This is a genomic window from Rhodococcus sp. 114MFTsu3.1 (genome assembly GCF_000383555.1).
Lineage (GTDB): Bacteria > Actinomycetota > Actinomycetes > Mycobacteriales > Mycobacteriaceae > Rhodococcoides > Rhodococcoides fascians_E.
Genome location: NZ_KB911546.1, coordinates 1 through 17,980, shown reverse-complemented (window position 1 = coordinate 17,980; position 17,980 = coordinate 1). Strand labels below are relative to the sequence as shown.

The window sequence follows — 17,980 nt, the reverse complement described above, 5'->3', positions numbered from 1 at the left end:
AAGTAACGCCACCTTTTCGTGAAAGAAGGACCATGAGCTCGAACGACGCATCACTGATCTCTCCCGCCGAGGCAGCTTCCGCCACCGCGACATTGATCGACGTCCGAAGTGAGAAGTCGCGAATCGAGTTCGGCACCGTCGCCGGAGCCGTCGTCGTCGACAAGGCTGCCGTCGAGGCCGAGTTCGGCGCCGCCGACCGTGATCGCGACGAGCCGATTGTCGTGTTCTGCGGATCCGTCAAGGGCTCGGGCCCCGTCGTCGACGAACTGAAGGGGCTCGGCTACACCAACGTCTCGCACGTGGACGGTGGGTTTCCTGCACTGAAAGAGCACGGCGTCCCGACGGTGCACACGCAGTGAGCACAGGAAACGGACTACTTCTGGCTGTCGAACTGGACGGCCGCAACGAATCGCCCAGGGCACTGAAGGAAGCGGTGACGGCCGCCGAACGCGCCGGGTTCACCCTCGTCACGTTCGGGGATGCGCTCGTTCCCGAAGCCGACGAGGAATACCGCATCGACGCAGGCACTCGTGCCGCGTTCGTCTCGTCCACGACGTCGACGATCGGACTGGGGCCGACGGTCCACACGCTCACCACCGAGCCGTTCTTCCTCGCCACCCAGCTGGCGAGCCTCGATCACACCTCGCACGGACGCGGTGCCTGGGTCGTCGGCGCCGACAATCGCAGCGCAGCCCACGATGCAGTGGGGACCGACGTGCGCGACGCCGACGCGATCACGCGGGAAGTACGCGATGTCGTCGATCTCGCACGGCGACTGTGGGATTCGTGGGAGGACGACGCTGTCATCCGCGACACCGCGACCGGCAGGTACCTCGACCCGGACAAGGTTCACCACGTTCGATTCGAAGGAGAGTTCTTCGACGTCGTCGGACCACTCATCACTCCGCGCTCGCCGCAGGGTCAGATCGTCGTCATCGGTCGCGCGGACCTCGGTATCGCCGATCTGCTCGACATCGTCCTCGTCGACGATCCGACCTCGGCCGCCGAGCACGACCGGCTGGTGTTCGCGGATGTGTCCGTGACGGACGATGTTTCGCCGCTCGTCGGTGTCGTCGACGGAGTGCGGTTCACGCCGGCATCCGCCGAGGAGCTCGGTGACCTGATCGACAGGGTCGCGCCCGCACTGGCCGAGGCAGGGGTACTGCGCCGCCCGGAACCGGGCCGCACACTCCGAGAGAACCTCGGACTCGACCGTCCCGTCAGCCGCTACGCCGTGACGGCACAGAACTAGGAGAACTCTTGTCGACCATCGACAGCCATCCCGACACCGGTGCCGCCTACGACGAGAACGCGCAGATCCACCTCGGAGTCTTCTACCCCGGCATCGGTGCCCAGACCGTGTGGGAGGACCCGAACGCCCCCGACCAGGTCGCCACGGACACGTTCGTCGAGGTCGCGCAGAAGCTCGAACGCGGACTGTTCGACGCCTTCTTCCTCGGTGACGGCCAGCGCGTTCGCGAGAACCGCGGCGCCATCCTGTCCACCGACATCGCGGGCCGGCCCGACGCCATCACCCAACTCGCGGCACTCGCGAGCGTCACCGAGCGCATCGGGCTCGTCGCAACGCAGAACACCACGTACAGCCTGCCGGTCGAACTTGCTCGGCGCCTCGCGAGCCTCGACGCGCTCTCCGAGGGGCGCGCAGGCTGGAACATCGTCACCACCGACAATGCCTGGACCGGTGAGAACTTCCGGCGTGGCGGGTGGCTCGCCCACGAACGTCGATACGAGCGCGCAACACAGGTCGTCGAACTCGCCAAGCAGTACTGGGCCGGTGAGAAGATCGGCTCGGACACCGACCTTCTGACAGCGCACGCGACGCCGAACGTCCCAGCCAGCGCGCAAGGTCGACCGATACTGTTCCAGGCCGGCGACTCGACGGGCGGCCGCGATCTCGCTGCGCGTCACGCCGACGTCGTGTTCTCGGCCAACAACGCCTACGACGACGCCGTCGCCTACGCACGCGATCTCCGCACCAGGACCGCGGCGTTCGGGCGGGCGGCGGATGCCGTGAAGATTCTGCCCGGCGTGACCGTCGTCCTCGGGGACACGCCCGACGAGGCCGAGGAGAAGGTCCGCTGGCTGCGATCCAACGCGCACAACGGTGTTCGCGCCATCGCGTTCCTGGAACACTACTGGGGCAAGGACCTGTCGGCGTACGACCCGGAGGGTCCGCTCCCGGACATCGATCCGGTGGACTCCGAGCTCGATCCATCCAGGGGCACGCTGTCGATCGACGCGCGCACCGGAAAGTTGGATCAGATCGAGCGGTGGCGAAAGCTGGCGTCGGACAAGGGGTTGTCCATCAGAGAGCTCGTTCTCGAAGTGTCGCCCGCGTCGCGTTTCCACTCGGGTACGCCGGCCCAGGTTGCGGACCGCTGGACCGAGCTGGTGCGCCACCGCGTCGTCGACGGATTCAACATCAATCCCTATCACCTGCGCGACGGTATCGACGACCTCGTCGACAAACTCGTTCCTGCCCTTCAGGAACGTGGGGTCCACCGCACGGAATACACATCCACCACACTGCGTGGCCACCTCGGTCTGGACGACGAGCACGCCGCATCGGACCGGAAAGCATCATGACCTACTCAGCAGCAGAGAACCGTTACGACAACGCGCAGTTCCGCCGCAGCGGCAGAAGCGGATTGAAGCTTCCCGAGTTCTCCCTCGGTCTGTGGCAGAACTTCGGCGACAACCGACACTTCGAGACTCAGCGCGAGATCATCCTCCGCGCATTCGATCTGGGCATCACGCATTTCGATCTCGCCAACCGCTACGGTCCGCCGTTCCGTGCCGCGGAGAAGGTGTTCGGTCGCGTACTCGGCAGCGATCTCGGGCGGTACCGCGACGAGATCGTCATCGCATCGAAGGCAGGCAACCCCATCGGCGCGAGCCCGTACCTGGGCGGTGGCGGACGGAAGACCCTGCTCGATTCCATCGACATCACCCTGCGTGACCTGGGAGTCGATCACGTCGACATCTTCTACTCGCACAGCCCGGATCTCGACACACCTCTGGAAGAGACCATCGGAGCCTTGGCCTCCATCGTGGCGCAGGGCAAAGCGCACTACATCGGCATCTCCAACTACACCGCCGAGCGCGCTCACGACGCGGCGATCATCGCGCAGAAGCTGGGCACACCTCTGCTCGTGCACCAATCCAGGTACTCCATCTTCGATCGGACCGTCGAACGGAGCGGTCACCTGGACACTGCAGCTCAGGACGGCACCGGTGTGGTCGCCTACTCGCCGCTGGCACAGGGACTGCTCACCGACAAGTACCTGCAGGGCACCGTGCCCGCGGATTCACGCGCCGCCGACAGTGCTTTCCTGAACGCCGACGACATCTCCGACGTCTACGTCGAGCGAGCCGCGGCGCTGAACAAGATCGCGCAGGCACGTGGTCAGTCGTTACCTCAGCTGGCGTTGCAGTGGGTTCTTCGCCGTCCGGAGGTCACCACTGCGCTCGTCGGTGCGAGCTCGACCGCTCAACTCGAACACAACCTGGCAGCAACCACTTTCGCCGATCTGGACGACGCCGAGCTCGCCGCCATCGACGAGCACGGAGTGCACGGAACGGTGCTGCGCCCGAAGAAATAGCGGTTCCAGCCGATGGTGCATCATGTGGAGTGTGACCGACGAGCCGCCTGTTGGACCGCCCGCCCGCCCGGACGAACGATTCACCCTGGCCAGCGAGCGCACCTTCCTGGCGTGGATGCGCACGTCGCTCGGTTTGCTCGCGGGCGGCATCGCCATCGTCCACCTCGTTCCCGATTTCAGTACCGGATGGGTTCGCACGACGCTCGGACTGGTCCTGATCGGCATGGCGGCGTCGGCTGCCGTCGTCGGATTGCGACGCTGGTTGCAGGTCCGTCGGGCACTCGAAGCCGGAGCGCCGATGCCCTACGCCAAAGATCTCTGGATGTTCGCCGTCGGAATCGGTGCAGTTGCCGTAATGGCCGGAATTGTCACGGTGCTGGGGATCCACTAGCCCACCGTTTCCGTCGGGAGTGCACAATCGAAGGATTAGTGACATTCGACAAGGGAGCAGCGCGTGGCACAGGCTTTGAAACTGGGATACAAGGCGTCGGCGGAGCAGTTCGGACCGCGCGAGCTCGTCGAACTCGGTGTTCTCGCCGAGCAGCACGGCATGGACTCGGCGACGGTCAGTGACCACTTCCAGCCCTGGCGGCACGAAGGCGGACACGCACCGTTCTCGTTGGCATGGATGACGGCCGTCGGTGAACGAACCAAGACCATCCAGCTCGGCACCTCGGTCCTCACCCCGACCTTCCGCTACAACCCCTCCGTCATCGCCCAGGCATTCGCCACGATGGGCTGCCTGTACCCGGGGCGAATCATGCTCGGCGTCGGCACCGGCGAAGCACTCAACGAAATCGCCACCGGATTCACCGGAGAATGGCCCGAATTCAAGGAACGCTTCGCGCGCCTCCGCGAATCCGTGCGCCTGATGCGAGAACTGTGGCTCGGTGACCGCGTCGACTTCGACGGCGAGTACTACACCACCAAGGGTGCATCGATCTACGACGTCCCCGAAGGCGGAATCCCCGTCTACATCGCCGCGGGCGGACCCGTCGTCGCCCGGTACGCAGGCCGCGCAGGCGACGGCTTCATCTGCACTTCCGGCAAGGGCATGGAGCTCTACACCGACAAGCTGCTTCCCGCCGTCGAAGAAGGCGCAGGCAAAGCCGAACGCGACGCAGGCGACATCGACAAGATGATCGAAATCAAGATCTCCTACGACACCGACCCGGACCTCGCGCTGGAGAACACCCGATTCTGGGCACCACTGTCACTGACCCCGGAGCAGAAGCACTCCATCGACGACCCGATCGAAATGGAGAAAGCAGCCGACGAACTGCCCATCGAGCAGGTCGCCAAGCGGTGGATCGTCGCTTCCGACCCCGACGAGGCCGTGGAGAAGGTCAAGCAGTACACCGACGCGGGCCTGAACCACCTCGTCTTCCACGCCCCCGGACACGACCAGAAGCGCTTCCTCGAACTCTTCGAGCGCGACCTGTCGCCGCGGCTGCGCAAGTTGGGTTAGTTCGGCCGCTCCCCGCCGGCATGGATGTGCCACCGCAACGCGTAGACGGTGGCACATTCATGCGGGTGGTCAGGGCTGCACGGCCGCCAGTTCGAACATGCGCATGTCCCGGTCAGTGCGGTTCTTGTACTCCCCGTAGACGCGGACCATGTCGTTGAACGCCGCGTAGATGCGAGCTTTCTCCGCGCCGACGACGGGGGTGGCGGTGACGGGGATCTTCTTGCCCCCGATGGCGACGGTGGCGTTGGGGTCGGCGAGGAGGTTCGACGTCCATGCCGGGTGGTGCTGTTGCCCGAAGTTGCTGCCGACGACGTACAGCTTGTCGCTCTCGCGGTAGTACAGCAGCGGGGACGTTCTGGGTCGACCGGATTTGCGGCCGGTCGTCGTCAGAAGCACCACCGGCGCGGCGATGGGACCGAGGATCGTGAACCGGCCGTTCGTTCGCTCGAGCAGCCTGCGGTCGACGCCTGCGAGGTTCCGGATCACCCACGATCCTGGTTTGGTCGCGGCGAACGCGACGGCGGGTGTGCGGATGAAGCTCGTTTCGCTGCCCCAGCGCACATCGGGAAACGGTGATTCGGCCATGACCGATCTGACTACCGCAGGTCACCTTCTGTCAACAGCGGAACCAGTACGCTGACTCCCATGGCCGAGCCTGCATCGAGCATCTACATCGCCTCACCCGAGGGCGACACCGGTAAGTCGACCATTGCACTCGGAGTGCTCCAGATGCTGTGTGCGTCTGCGGCCCGGGTCGGTGTCTTCCGGCCCATCGCGAGGTCGACGACGGAAACCGACTACATTCTGGAACTTCTCGTCGACCACACGACGGCGGATCTGTCCTACGAGCAGTCACTCGGCGTCACCTACGAGGCCGTGCACGCCGATCCCGACGCCGCGCTCGGCGAGATCGTCTCACGCTTCCACGACGTCGCCGCGCAGTGCGACGCAGTGGTGATCGTCGGCAGCGATTTCACGGACGTCGGCAGCCCGTCGGAACTGAGTTTCAACGCCCGTGTCGCAGCGAACCTCGGCGCGCCTGTGCTGCTTGCACTTCGAGGCTCGGAACGGTCGACGAGCGAGATCGTCCAATTGGCGCAGCTGTGTCAGGCCGAGCTTCGTCAGCACCACGCGCACCTCGCCGCGATCGTTGCCAACCGGTGCGACCCCGACAAGCTCGACGAGGTCACCGAGGCACTGACACCGCTCGGAGTGCCGGCGTGGAGCCTGCCGGAGATCCCACTTCTGATTGCTCCGACGATGGCCGAGCTGCTCGAGGCCGTCGACGGAAAGCTCTACAGCGGAGACCCCGAGCTCATGCAACGCGAAGCGCTTCGGGTCATGGTCGGCGGGATGACGGCCGAGCACATCCTCGAGCGTCTGACGGATTCAGTGGTGGTCATCGCCCCGGCCGACCGCTCGGACGTGCTGCTGGCACTGGTCAACGCCCATGAAGCAGAGGGCTTTCCCTCGCTCGCCGGCATCATCATGAACGGGGGCATCGAGCCGCACCCCGCGATCGCCAGGCTCGTGTCCGGTCTCGGTCCCAAACTGCCGATCCTGACGACGGACCTCGGTACGTTCGACACCGCCTCCGCGGCCGCGAAAGCACGTGGCCGGGTGGCCGTCGGCTCGCAGCGCAAGGTGGACACCGCACTGAGCCTGATGGAACAGCGCGTCGACGCTCGGGCCCTGCTGGATCGGCTGGAGCTGAGCATCCCGTCGATCACCACGCCGCAGATGTTCGAGTACCAGCTGATCCACCGCGCTCGCGCCGATCAGAAACACATCGTCCTCCCCGAGGGCGGTGACGACCGAATCCTTCGTGCGGCGGGCAGGCTGCTGCAGCGGCAGGTGGCCACGCTGACGATCCTCGGCGAGGAAAGCCCCATCCGGCGTCGCGCAGCGGAACTCGGGGTCGACCTCGGCGACGCGCAGGTGCTCGACCCCAAGACCTCGGACCACGCCGAGGACTTCGCCGCCGAGTACACCGAACTACGCAAGCACAAGGGCATGCGCATCGAGCGGGCACGCGAGATCATGACCGACATCTCGTACTTCGGAACCATGATGGTGTACAAGGGAATTGCCGACGGCATGGTGTCCGGCGCCGCCCACACCACAGCCCACACGATCCGTCCGTCGTTCGAGATCATCAAGACGGCCGACGGCGTCGACACCGTCTCGAGCATCTTCTTGATGTGCCTGTCCGACCGCGTTCTCGCCTACGGCGACTGCGCTATCGTGCCGGACCCGACGGCGGAGCAACTGGCCGACATCGCGATCTCGTCGGCGACCACGTCCGCTCAGTTCGGCATCGAACCCCGCATCGCGATGCTGTCCTATTCCACCGGCGACTCGGGAACCGGCGCCGACGTCGACAAGGTACGCGAGGCCACGCGGCTCGTGCGGGAACGAAACCCGGAACTGCTCGTGGAGGGCCCGATTCAGTACGACGCAGCGATAGAGCCGTCCGTCGCGAAGTCCAAGCTGCCCGATTCCGATGTCGCCGGCCGCGCAACGGTGTTCATCTTCCCGGACCTCAACACGGGCAACAACACGTACAAGGCGGTGCAGCGCAGCGCAGGTGCCGTCGCGGTCGGGCCGGTTCTGCAGGGTCTTCGCAAGCCCGTCAACGACCTCTCTCGCGGTGCACTGGTGGAGGACATCGTCAACACCGTTGCCATCACGGCCATCCAGGCACAGGGGCACCAGGCATGAGCGTCCTCGTCGTCAACTCCGGTTCGTCGTCGGTGAAGTTCCAACTGGTGGAACCCGAGACCGGCCGGTCCGTCGCCTCCGGGCTGGTCGAGCAGATCGGGGAGCCGGAAGGTCGCGTCGTCCTCGAGTTCCACGGTGAGGAGATCGAGAACCGCCGGGAGATAGCCGATCACGGTGTCGGTCTCGCCGTCGCGTTCGAGATGCTGGAGAACGCGGGAGTGGAGCTGGGTTCCGACGTGACGGCGGTGGGCCACCGCGTCGTACACGGCGGGGAGATCTTCTACCGACCGACGCTGATCGACGACGCGGTCGTCAAGCAGATCTCCGACCTCAGTGCGCTTGCGCCGCTGCACAATCCACCCAACGTACTCGGCATCGACGTTGCGCGCGAACAATTGCCGTCCATCCCGCACGTCGCCGTGTTCGACACTGCGTTCTTCCATTCGCTGCCCGCCGCCGCGGCCACGTACGCGATCGACCGAGACGTGGCCCGCCGGAACGGGATCAGGCGCTACGGCTTCCACGGCACGTCGCACGAGTACGTGTCGGGTCGGGTGTCGGAGTTCCTCGGCCGAGACGACCTGAACCAGATCGTGTTGCACCTGGGCAACGGAGCGTCTGCATCCGCGATCCGCAGCGGCGTTCCGATCGACACCTCGATGGGCCTGACGCCCTTGGAAGGCCTGGTCATGGGCACCCGCAGCGGTGACATCGACCCGGGCGTCGTCATGCATCTACGGCGCAACGCGGACATGGACGTCGACGAGATCGACCAGTTGCTGAACCGGAATTCCGGGCTCAAAGGACTCGCAGGTGTCAACGACTTCCGAGTGCTCGCCCAGAAGATCGACGACGGTGACGACGACGCCGCACTCGCCTACGACGTCTACATCCACCGTCTCCGCAAGTACATCGGTGCCTACATGGTGAACCTGGGCCGACTCGACGCCATCACGTTCACCGCCGGCGTCGGCGAGAACGCCTCCGCGGTACGCGCCGACGCCCTGGCGTCGCTGGAAGGGTTCGGTATCGTCGTCGACTCCGAGCGAAATGCCGTACGCAGCAAGGATGCTCGTGTGATCTCGACCGACGACTCGGCGGTGACCGTCCTCGTCGTCCCGACCGACGAAGAACTCGCCATCGCCCGCGCCACCGAACAGGTCGTGTCGGAGCAGAACGGGTCAGAAGAGTGACTGTGGCCTGATGGCGTTGGCGAGGTCGACGAGCGTGTAGCGGTGCGCGCGGTCGGTCGCGTTACGGGCAAGGGCGCGTAACCCGGTCTCGGTGCCCGAGCGCAGGCCCTTCTCGGTGAACGGGGCACCGAGAATCGGCTCACGTTCGGTCTCGACAGCATGACCGGACCGAACCCAGTCCATTGCCATCGCCAGAACCAACGTGCGCATCTGCAACGCTCGAGGTTCGCGCCGGGGGAGCATGGCGACACGTCTCGCGGCCTCGCGGAAGTCGTCCTCCTCGAGGTCGGGGGACGGCCGATCCATCAACAGCGTCAGCACACTCGTCATACGAGCGACGGCGTAGTGCCGCGAGCTGATGGGAACCTGATCCAGCACTCCGACGGCCGCGGTGGGGTCGCTGCGATACATCATCTGGCGCGCAAGGCCGAAGGCGGAGCTGACGACGGCGCGATTGGTGCGCCACACCGAGAGATAGTACGACTCGGCGCAGGCCCGCCACTTCTCGCGCTCTTCCGGCTCTTGGACGGAGGTGCCCTCCATGATCAGCTCGGCGCTCGCGGCCAAGGCGATCTTGGGGGCCAGCTCACCCGGCATCGCATCGAGAACGTTCTCGAAATGCGTCGATGCGTCGGAGAACTCGTTGCGCAACAGGTCCAGAAGGCCGGAGTACCACTCGACCCGCCACGGATCGGGGCCGTCGGTGATCACCTGGTTCAGCACCGATTGCGCGGTCCCGGTATCTCCGAGGTCGATGTGCGCCTTCACCTCCGCGAGGGTGATCTCGAGTCCGCCCGGCGATCCGTCGGCGAACCTCTCGATACCGTTGCGGCGGGCGTGCGCAAGGGAATCGAGCGTCTGCTGCGGTTCGCTGTGCACCGCCGCCGCCAGTAGAGGTGCGCTCGGATCGAGTGGATCGACCAAGGGAACAGGAAGCGCGGAGACGACGTCGCGAGCACTGATTCTGTCGCCGCGCACCTTGCCGTCGACGTACGTGTCCGTGCGCCCGACGGATTCTTCGGTGCCGAACGTGGTGCGCGGCGGACTGAACGCCGTCGACAGGCCGGGACGTTCCGTTCCGGTCTGCAGCGACAGAATCTCGCGGAGTACACCGGTGGCCTGGCTGGCCAGCACGTCGGCGGTGGAGAACCGCTGTGCCGGATCGGGATTGGTGGCGCGCAGCAGCAATCGATGGAACGAGGGGTACCGGCGGAGCAGTTCGTGATCCTCCGGCGACGGAATGCCCGGGTCGTACTTTCCTTTCGTCTGCGGCATGTCCAGAGTGAGAACCGCCAACGTGCGCCCGACGGTGTAGATGTCCGACGCCACCGTCGGGCCGGTCTCGACGATCTCCGGGGCTTGATATCCGGCAGTGCCGTAGAGGTATCCGAAATCCTCGATACCCGCGACCGCGCCGAGATCGATGAGCTTGATCTGATCGTCGGTGACCATGATGTTCTCGGGCTTGAGATCGTTGTACACCAACCCGATGGAGTGCAGGTAGGACAACGCGGGAAGAACCTCCAGCACGTAGGCGATGGCCTGCTCCACCGGCATCCGAACCCGCGCACCCGACTCGGCGTCCTTGCGAGAGGACAGAATGTCCCGCAACGAACGCCCACCCACGTACTCCATGACGATGAACCCGATGCGGGTGCCGTCGGTACGTGGCTGCTCGACGAAGTTGTAGATCTTCACGACGCCCGGATGCGCCACCTCCGCGAGGAACTGACGCTCGGCGACGGCGACCGCGTGGGCCTCGTCGTCACCGAAGTGCAGCAGACCCTTCAACACCACCCAGCGATCGCTGACGTTGCGGTCGATGGCCAGGTAGATCCAACCGAGACCGCCGTGCGCGATACACCCCTGCACCTCGTACTGCCCGACGACGAGATCGCCCGGCTCGAGCAGCGGCGTGAAATCGTACGTCGAGCCGCAATGAGGACAGATGCCCGACGGCTTGTCCGGCTCACCTTCTGCACTCCGGCCGACCGGTGAGTTGCATTTCCAGCAGAACCGTTTGCGTTGCGGAACAGTGGGATCCGACATCACCGCCGTCGCAGGGTCGACAGGATCGACACGAGGAATGTCCACCAGGCCCGCGCCGAGGCGTCGGCGAGGATCCGTTCGATTCGACCGAGTCGGCCTCGTCCGGCCGGACGTCCGCGACGAACGAACCTGCGAAACAGGAGAAGCCTGAGTTCGGTCGGCAGCCTGAGTCCTGTCGGCGGCCTGGGTGCGCTCGGACGCTTCGGTTCTGGCGACGGCTTCGGTACGGGACACGGCCTCGGTGCGGGACACGGCTTCGGTGCGCTGTGAGGGCGCGGTGGATCGACCGGTCGGAGTCTCGGGGTCTCGGGCGCTCATGTCAGTCCACGTACTGGGGGAACGGCGGGCCGGGCGAGCTGCCCAGGACCGACAGCCAGCGGGTGTACAGGCGGTTCCAGGTTCCGTCACCGCGGATTCGCTCCAGGGTGCCGTTGACGAACCGCACCAGATCCTCACTCTCCTTCTTGATTCCGACACCGTACGGCTCGGGGCTCAGACTGTCGCCGACGAGTTCCAGGTACGGATCCTGCGCGGCGAGACCCGCGAGGATCGTGTCGTCGGTGCTGACGGCGTCGACCTGACGTTGTTGGAGGACGACGAGGCAGTCGGACCACATCGCGGCCGTGGTGATCTGCGCAGTCGGGACGATGCGCTGCAGCCGCCGCAGCGACGTCGTGCCGTCGACCGCGCAGACGCGTCGATTCGCCAGGTCCGCGACACCGTTGATGCCGGAGTTCTTGACCGCGAGCACCCGGTGCTGCGCCTGGAAGTACACCGTGGAGAACGACACTTCCTCCTTGCGCGCACACGTGATGGTCATGGTCTTGACCACCACGTCGACCGTCGAGTTCTGCAAGGCCTCGATACGTTCCGCGGAGGTCAGGATGCGGAAGTCCACTCGATCCGGGTCACCGAAGAGGTCGCGTGAGATCTCGCGCGCGATGTCGACGTCGAACCCGACGAGCTTGCCGGTCATCGGATCACGGAAGCTGAAAAGGTTGCTGCCGGTGTCCAGCCCGACGATCAGTCGACCGCGCTCTCGGATCTGGTCGACGGTCGGAGACGGTGGCGTGTTCTCCGGGGCAAGACCGGCCTGTCCCGGTCCGAACTGCAGGGGACGAAGACTGGCCGTCGGGCGCGCGCACTGCGGGTCGGGGGAGTCGACTTCCGGTGCACCCGTTGCCGGGCCCGCACCGTCGGGCATGGGTGGTTCGGTGTAACTGATGTCCGGCTCGGGCGGCAACGCCTCCGGTGCAACGCAACTGGTGGTGAGCAGACCCACGAGGATCGCGGCGACGACGAGAAGAATTCGGTTCACAGGTACTCACGCAACCTTGGAACGAGACCGCCTGCGACGCCCGCCGCAGCGGCGATCGTGAGGACGATGGCTCCGGAGCTCAACGCGACGAGGGAGGTCTTGGCTCGCTCGACGTTGCCCCGAAGCTCGGTGCGGCCCTGTTCGATGCCGGCGATCAGCATGTCGTCGAGAGCCTTGAACTGAACCGCCGAATCTGCGACGCCGCTTCCCGTCGCGATGGTGACGGCGGTGTTGAAATCGCCGACGGCCAACGCGTCGTCGATCCGCTGATGCGCGGTCTTCCACTTGGCCAACGACTCCGTCATCGCCGCATCACCGTCGAACAGATCGGCCAGTTTCTGCGTGTTGTCGTTGAATTCGGCGTCGTACTCGCGGGTGCTGCCGCGGCGCACGAGGTTGAGAGTCTCGTCGGACCTGGCCTGCTGAGCGAGGATGAACCCCGTGGTGAGCTTCTGCAGCGGGGTGACACCGCGGTCCAGCGCACGGTCGGTCGCGGTCGCGGAGATGAGCCCGGCCACCAGCATCCACCCGAGGAGCACCGTGACCAGACCCGACGCCGTCAGAAACCCCCAGTTCAGGGTCCGGTGCGTGCGCCGCGACAAGTACAGCTGAGCCAACACCAGCAGTCCGAGGACGACGACGATGGTCGCGATAGCGAACACCGGTGGGTGGACGAACCTTTCCTGATCCGTCGACACCCGCGATGCCTGCGCCGTGTACAGGCCCTCGGCGCGGGGAAGCAGCGAGGTCTGCATCAGCGTGGACGCCTCACCGAGGTACGACGATCCGACGGGATTGCCACTCCGATTGTTGGAACGGGCGGTCTCGACGAGGCCCGTGTACACCGGCAGTGCCGCACCGATCTCCGTGAGAGCGTCCCTGGCCTCGGTGTCGGACTCGCCGAGCCCGCCAGACGCCCGGATCAGCTCGGTGCCCGCGTCGCCGATGGCCTGCGCGTACCGGTCACGCACCGCCTGAGGTTCCAGGCCACCGGAGATGAACGCCGTCGACGCCGCGGCATCCGCGACCGACAGGGCGCCGTACAGATTCTGCGCGGAATTGGCCAGAGGCTCGGTGCGCACCAACAACGAATCGAGCGTGGACTCGCGATCGGACACAGCCTCACTCGTCACGAACCCCGTCGCGACCAGCAACACGATCAGCAGACCGCCCAGGGCGATCATGCGCGCAGGCGTCGAGCGTGCCAGGCGCCGCAACTCACGCCGCGAGTCGCTCTCCGAGGCCGTGGCGGCCGTCGTGGGAGGTACGGCAGCAGTGGGTGTAGTGCCGACCACGTTCACAGGTTCGAGCATATAAGTTTCCGCCCGCGGTGCGTACGTGGACGGCGAACACTCCGAAGGTGCAGTCCCCTAAGGTGTGGAGGTATGCGCGGCGACGGTGACGGGTGGGTAGTCGGGGAGAACGGCACGCGACACTGGGGAAGGTACGGAGCCGCAGGTCTGCTCCTGCGTGCACCGTCCGCAGACGGTGAGCCGACGGTACTGCTGCAACACCGCGCCCTCTGGAGTCACCAGGGCGGAACCTGGGCGCTTCCGGGCGGCGCGAAGGACTCGCACGAGAGCGCAGTGACGGCCGCCGTCCGTGAAGCCGACGAAGAAGCAGGAATCGGCGCGGCCCGGCTCAACGTCCGAGGAGAAAAGCTCACCGCGACGGCCCCGAGCGGTTGGACGTACACCACCGTCGTCGCCGACGCCGACACTCAGCTTCCCACCACCCCGAACGGTGAAAGCACCGAACTGCGTTGGGTTCCCGAAAGCATGGTCGACGCCCTGCCTCTGCACCCCGGCTTCGCGGCGAGCTGGCCCACCTTGCGGACCGAACCTCTCCGCGTACTGCTCGACACCGCCAACGTGCTCGGCTCCCGCCCCAACGGCTGGTGGAAGGACCGCAGCGGCGCAACCGGCGAGCTGCTGACCTCCCTCGCCGACGTCCTGCCGCGCACCGTCGAACTGCCCGGCGGCACCTACGGGTGGCTCACCACCATCGAAGCCGTCCTCGAAGGCGACGCCCGCGCAGCCCGATTCGACGACGCCCGAGTCCCCGTCATCCATGCGTCGGGCAGCGGCGACGACGAACTCGCCCGGCGCGCACACGACGGAAGCGCGCTGACAGCGCTCGTCACCGCGGACCGCGGCCTGAAGGAACGGTTGCCGACGGCGGTGCAGGTGCTCCCGCCGTCGACCGTCCTCGCCTGGCTGAGCTAGTTGCCCTTCAGCTTCTCCGCCAGCGCCTGAGCTGCGGCCTGCGGGTCGCGGGCCTGCGTGATGGCACGCACGACGACAACACGGTCCGCGCCGGCCGCAAGGACCTCGTCGACGTTGTCGGCGTCGACACCGCCGATGGCGAACCACGGCCGTGTCGGAGCCGAGTCGGCCGTGCTGCGCACCAGTTCGAGGCCCGCGGCCTTGCGATTCGGCTTCGTCGGCGTCGCCCACACCGGCCCGGTCGCGAAGTAGTCCACACCGTCCTCGATCGCCGCCAGACTCGCCTGGCTACGGTTCTGCGTCGAACGTCCGATCACCACATCCGGTCCGAGGATCTGCCGCGCGTAATGCACCGGCAGATCGCCCTGGCCCAGATGCAACACATCGGCGTTCGACGCCAACGCCAGGTCCGCGCGGTCGTTGACGGCCAACAGCGCGCCGTGACGCCTGGTGGCCGCGGACAGGACGGCCAGCGCAGCCAGTTCGTCCTTGGCCTCCAGCGGACCGAACTCACGCTCACCTGCGGAGTTCTTGTCGCGAAGCTGAATGATGTCGACGCCGCCGGACAGTGCCGCCTCGGCGAACTGGGCTAGATCGCCGAGCTCGCGCCTGGCGTCGGTGCACAGGTACAGGCGGGCAGAGTTCAAGCGTTCACGGGAGCTCTGAGTGGGATGCACGTCTCCAGACGGTAGTCTTCTCGTCGGAAAGACAGATACACGGGAGTCCTGGGGTACGCGGGGCTGAGAGTGGACACGCCCGTCCTTACCGTCAATACCTGAACCGGATCATGCCGGCGCAGGGAGTGAGGGTGGTTCTCGGTGAAGTTCGAAAAGTCAGGGCTCGGAACGCTCGCCGTCGTCGGAGGCGGCGTCATCGGCCTCGCCGTCGCAGCCAGGGCGCAGCGCGACGGATGGTCGGTCCAGCTGTACGACCCGAACATCGGGTCGGGCGCGTCCTGGGTGGCCGGCGGAATGCTCGCACCGCTGTCCGAGGGATGGCCGGGCGAACACGAACTACTGAAGCTGGGGGCGCGCTCGCTGGACCGCTGGCCCGAGTTCGCACGCGAGCTCGGAGTCGACGTGTTCACCGCATCGGGCTCGTTGACCGTCGCACTCGACGCCGCCGACGCCCAGGACCTGCGGACCATCGCAGAATTCGTCGGCGAACACGGGCACCAGCTGGACATCCTGAACCGGGCGCAGATCCGGGAACTCGAACCTTCGCTCGCGCAGAACATCCGCCTCGGACTTCTCGCGCCGACGGAACAGGCCGTCGACAACCGCGCCCTCGTCGACGCACTGACAGCGTCCGCAGCCGGCGTCGACTTCGTCGCCGAACAGGTGACCGACCTCGACGCCCTGACTGCCGACCGAATCGTCGTCGCCGCCGGAGCGCAGGTCTCCGCCCTTCTCCCGGACATCCCCGTCCGACCCGTCAAAGGCGAAATACTCCGACTCAGACGACGACCCAGCGCGACGGCTCCGCCCAGCCGAACCATCCGAGGCAGCGTCCACGGCCGCCCCATCTACCTCGTGCCACGCGGCGACGGCCTCGTCGTCGGCGCCACCCAGTACGAATCCGGCCACGACACCCAGGTCACCGTCGCCGGAGTCCGCGACCTCATCGCCGACGCCGAACGACTGATGCCCAGCATCGGCGAATACGAACTACACGAAGCCGCCGCCGGATTGCGCCCCATGAGCCCCGACGGCCTACCGCTCATCGGCCGCGTCTCCGAACGCGTCATCGTCGCCGCCGGGCACGGACGCAACGGAATCCTGCTGACACCCATCACCACAGACGCTGTCGCCGCACTACTCACCGGCGACACACTCCCCGAAGCCAAGGCTGCAGATCCAGCCCGATTCGAGACAGGAAGGCACCGATGATCACCGTCAACGGCGAAGAACACGCACTCTCCGAGGGGCTGACGATGCGTCGACTCCTCGCCGATCTGTCCATGCCGGACACGGGCATCGCCGTCGCCGTCGACGGAACAGTCCTGCCGAAGAGCCGATGGGACGCCACCACCGTCGAACCCGGCTGGACCATCGAAATCCTCACCGCGGTGCAGGGTGGCTGACGTGCTGACTATCGCGGACAGAACCTTCGAATCCCGACTCATCATGGGCACCGGAGGAGCAGCGAACCTGACCGTCCTGGAAGAGGCACTGGTGGCGTCGGGCACCGAGCTGACCACCGTGGCCATGCGACGCGTCGACGCCGCAGGCGGCACCGGTGTCCTCGATCTACTGCGCAAGCTCGACATCGCACCCCTGCCCAACACCGCCGGCTGTCGCGGCGCCTCCGAAGCCGTTCTCACTGCACAGCTCGGACGCGAAGCACTCGAAACCGACTGGGTGAAGCTCGAAGTCATCGCCGACGAGCGAACACTGCTGCCCGATGCCATCGAACTGGTCAAGGCCGCAGAGCAACTCGTCGACGACGGGTTCAACGTACTCCCGTACACCACCGACGACCCCGTCCTGGCACGCAGACTCGAAGACATCGGCTGCGTCGCCGTCATGCCACTCGGTGCGCCGATCGGCACCGGACTCGGCATCTCCAACCCACACAACATCGAGATGATCGTCGACGCGGCAGGCGTTCCCGTCATCCTCGACGCAGGCATCGGCACCGCCAGCGACGCAGCCGTGGCGATGGAACTCGGGTGCGACGCAGTTCTTCTCGCCACCGCCGTGACCCGCGCCAAAGACCCCGCACTGATGGCGTCGGCGATGCGGCACGCGGTGAGCGCCGGATTCGAGGCCCGCCGCGCGGGCCGCATTCCCAAACGTTTCTGGGCCCAGGCCAGTTCTCCTATGTGAGTGGTTGTGTAGGCCAGGGCCTACACAACCACTCACATAGGTACGGGTGTCATCCGAAAGGATGAGTCGAATCGCGACTCGCGGGCGATGTGCGAGCACCCGTCGATCGGGCACAGTGGACCCCATGATTCAAGTGACGGGGTTGACGAAGCAGTACGGTGCGGTGAAGGCGGTCGATGATCTGTCTTTTTCCGTGAAGCCGGGGATTGTGACGGGTTTTCTCGGGCCGAATGGTGCGGGGAAGTCGACGACGATGCGGATGATTTTGGGTCTGGATCGTCCGACGAGTGGTCAGGCGTTGATCGAGGGTAAGCCGTATGGCGAGTTGAAGCAGCCGTTGCGGAGTGTGGGTGCGTTGTTGGATGCGAAGTGGGTGCATCCAAATCGTTCTGCGCGTGCGCATTTGGAGTGGATGGCTGCGTCGAACGGTATTCCGAGGTCTCGTGTGGACGAGGTGCTTCGGTTGGTGGGGTTGAGCGAGGTTGCGAAGAAGAATGCGGGTGGTTTCTCGCTCGGTATGTCGCAGCGGTTGGGTCTGGCGGGGGCGTTGTTGGG

At 66.0% G+C, this 17,980-nt stretch carries 18 protein-coding genes and 1 riboswitch; of the genes, 13 read left to right on the top strand and 5 right to left on the bottom strand.

Annotated elements, in window-relative coordinates:
- The first annotated feature begins 32 nt into the window (after positions 1-32).
- The 6 genes from H292_RS0105840 to fgd all read left to right on the top strand — a co-directional run bounded on the left by H292_RS0105840 (position 33) and on the right by fgd (position 5,091).
- A complete protein-coding gene (locus tag H292_RS0105840; RefSeq protein WP_020110804.1) occupies positions 33-359 on the top strand; it encodes a rhodanese-like domain-containing protein in 327 nt (108 codons plus the stop codon).
- Positions 356-1,252: an LLM class flavin-dependent oxidoreductase gene (locus tag H292_RS0105835; RefSeq protein ID WP_019663263.1), complete on the top strand. Its 897-nt coding sequence runs from the start codon at positions 356-358 to the stop codon at positions 1,250-1,252. The genes H292_RS0105840 and H292_RS0105835 overlap by 4 nt, the downstream gene beginning before the upstream one ends.
- A gap of 8 nt (positions 1,253-1,260) precedes the next feature.
- A complete protein-coding gene (locus H292_RS0105830; protein WP_019663264.1) occupies positions 1,261-2,607 on the top strand; it encodes an LLM class flavin-dependent oxidoreductase in 1,347 nt (448 codons plus the stop codon).
- On the top strand, positions 2,604-3,623 hold the full coding sequence (locus H292_RS0105825; RefSeq protein ID WP_019663265.1) for an aldo/keto reductase: 1,020 nt from the start codon (positions 2,604-2,606) through the stop codon (positions 3,621-3,623). The genes H292_RS0105830 and H292_RS0105825 overlap by 4 nt, the downstream gene beginning before the upstream one ends.
- Positions 3,624-3,645: 22 nt before the next feature.
- Positions 3,646-4,014, top strand: a complete 369-nt coding sequence (locus H292_RS0105820; RefSeq protein WP_020110803.1) for a YidH family protein — start codon at positions 3,646-3,648, stop codon at positions 4,012-4,014.
- Positions 4,015-4,077: 63 nt separating this feature from the next.
- A complete protein-coding gene (gene fgd / locus H292_RS0105815; protein ID WP_019663267.1) occupies positions 4,078-5,091 on the top strand; it encodes a glucose-6-phosphate dehydrogenase (coenzyme-F420) in 1,014 nt (337 codons plus the stop codon).
- 69 nt (positions 5,092-5,160) lie between these two features.
- On the opposite strand, the gene H292_RS0105810 is transcribed toward fgd, so the two are convergent.
- On the bottom strand, positions 5,161-5,676 hold the full coding sequence (locus H292_RS0105810) for a nitroreductase/quinone reductase family protein (RefSeq protein ID WP_019663268.1): 516 nt from the start codon (positions 5,674-5,676) through the stop codon (positions 5,161-5,163).
- Positions 5,677-5,736: 60 nt separating this feature from the next.
- On the opposite strand from H292_RS0105810, the gene pta reads away from it, so the two are divergent.
- On the top strand, positions 5,737-7,812 hold the full coding sequence (pta, locus tag H292_RS0105805) for a phosphate acetyltransferase (RefSeq protein ID WP_020110802.1): 2,076 nt from the start codon (positions 5,737-5,739) through the stop codon (positions 7,810-7,812).
- A complete protein-coding gene (locus H292_RS0105800) occupies positions 7,809-9,005 on the top strand; it encodes an acetate kinase (protein ID WP_020110801.1) in 1,197 nt (398 codons plus the stop codon). Before pta ends, H292_RS0105800 begins: the two co-directional genes overlap by 4 nt.
- Here H292_RS0105800 and H292_RS0105795 read toward each other — a convergent pair.
- The 3 genes from H292_RS0105795 to H292_RS0105785 are packed head-to-tail and all read right to left on the bottom strand — an operon-like array spanning position 8,994 to position 13,685.
- Entirely contained in the window at positions 8,994-11,372 is a 2,379-nt protein-coding gene (locus H292_RS0105795) for a serine/threonine-protein kinase (RefSeq protein ID WP_155291709.1), read from the bottom strand. The genes H292_RS0105800 and H292_RS0105795 overlap by 12 nt on opposite strands.
- Before the next feature lies 1 nt (position 11,373).
- Positions 11,374-12,372 carry a transporter substrate-binding domain-containing protein gene (locus H292_RS0105790; protein ID WP_019663272.1) on the bottom strand — a complete coding sequence of 333 codons (999 nt, stop codon included), beginning with the start codon at positions 12,370-12,372 and terminating at the stop codon, positions 11,374-11,376.
- Positions 12,369-13,685 carry a hypothetical protein gene (locus tag H292_RS0105785; RefSeq protein ID WP_027498635.1) on the bottom strand — a complete coding sequence of 439 codons (1,317 nt, stop codon included), beginning with the start codon at positions 13,683-13,685 and terminating at the stop codon, positions 12,369-12,371. The genes H292_RS0105790 and H292_RS0105785 overlap by 4 nt, the downstream gene beginning before the upstream one ends.
- 72 nt (positions 13,686-13,757) lie before the next feature.
- Here H292_RS0105785 and H292_RS0105780 point away from each other — a divergent pair, with 72 nt between their 5' ends.
- Positions 13,758-14,597, top strand: a complete 840-nt coding sequence (locus H292_RS0105780; RefSeq protein ID WP_019663275.1) for an NUDIX hydrolase — start codon at positions 13,758-13,760, stop codon at positions 14,595-14,597.
- On the opposite strand, the gene thiE is transcribed toward H292_RS0105780, so the two are convergent.
- Positions 14,594-15,274: a thiamine phosphate synthase gene (thiE, locus tag H292_RS0105775; protein WP_019663276.1), complete on the bottom strand. Its 681-nt coding sequence runs from the start codon at positions 15,272-15,274 to the stop codon at positions 14,594-14,596. The two genes, H292_RS0105780 and thiE, sit on opposite strands and share 4 nt — an antisense overlap.
- A 29-nt stretch (positions 15,275-15,303) precedes the next feature.
- Positions 15,304-15,416: riboswitch (TPP riboswitch) on the top strand.
- On the opposite strand from thiE, the gene thiO reads away from it, so the two are divergent.
- The 4 genes from thiO to H292_RS0105755 all read left to right on the top strand — a co-directional run.
- The gene (gene thiO / locus H292_RS0105770; RefSeq protein ID WP_020110798.1) at positions 15,416-16,486 is read left to right on the top strand and encodes a glycine oxidase ThiO; all 1,071 of its coding nucleotides are present in this window, start codon (positions 15,416-15,418) and stop codon (positions 16,484-16,486) included. It overlaps the preceding riboswitch by 1 nt.
- Positions 16,483-16,680 carry a sulfur carrier protein ThiS gene (gene thiS / locus H292_RS0105765; protein ID WP_019663278.1) on the top strand — a complete coding sequence of 66 codons (198 nt, stop codon included), beginning with the start codon at positions 16,483-16,485 and terminating at the stop codon, positions 16,678-16,680. Before thiO ends, thiS begins: the two co-directional genes overlap by 4 nt.
- Complete coding sequence (locus tag H292_RS0105760) at positions 16,673-17,425, top strand: thiazole synthase (protein WP_019663279.1); 753 nt, start codon at positions 16,673-16,675, stop codon at positions 17,423-17,425. The genes thiS and H292_RS0105760 overlap by 8 nt, the downstream gene beginning before the upstream one ends.
- Positions 17,426-17,549: 124 nt before the next feature.
- The coding region (locus tag H292_RS0105755; RefSeq protein WP_020110797.1) for an ABC transporter ATP-binding protein at positions 17,550-17,980 on the top strand (431 nt) is incomplete at its 3' end.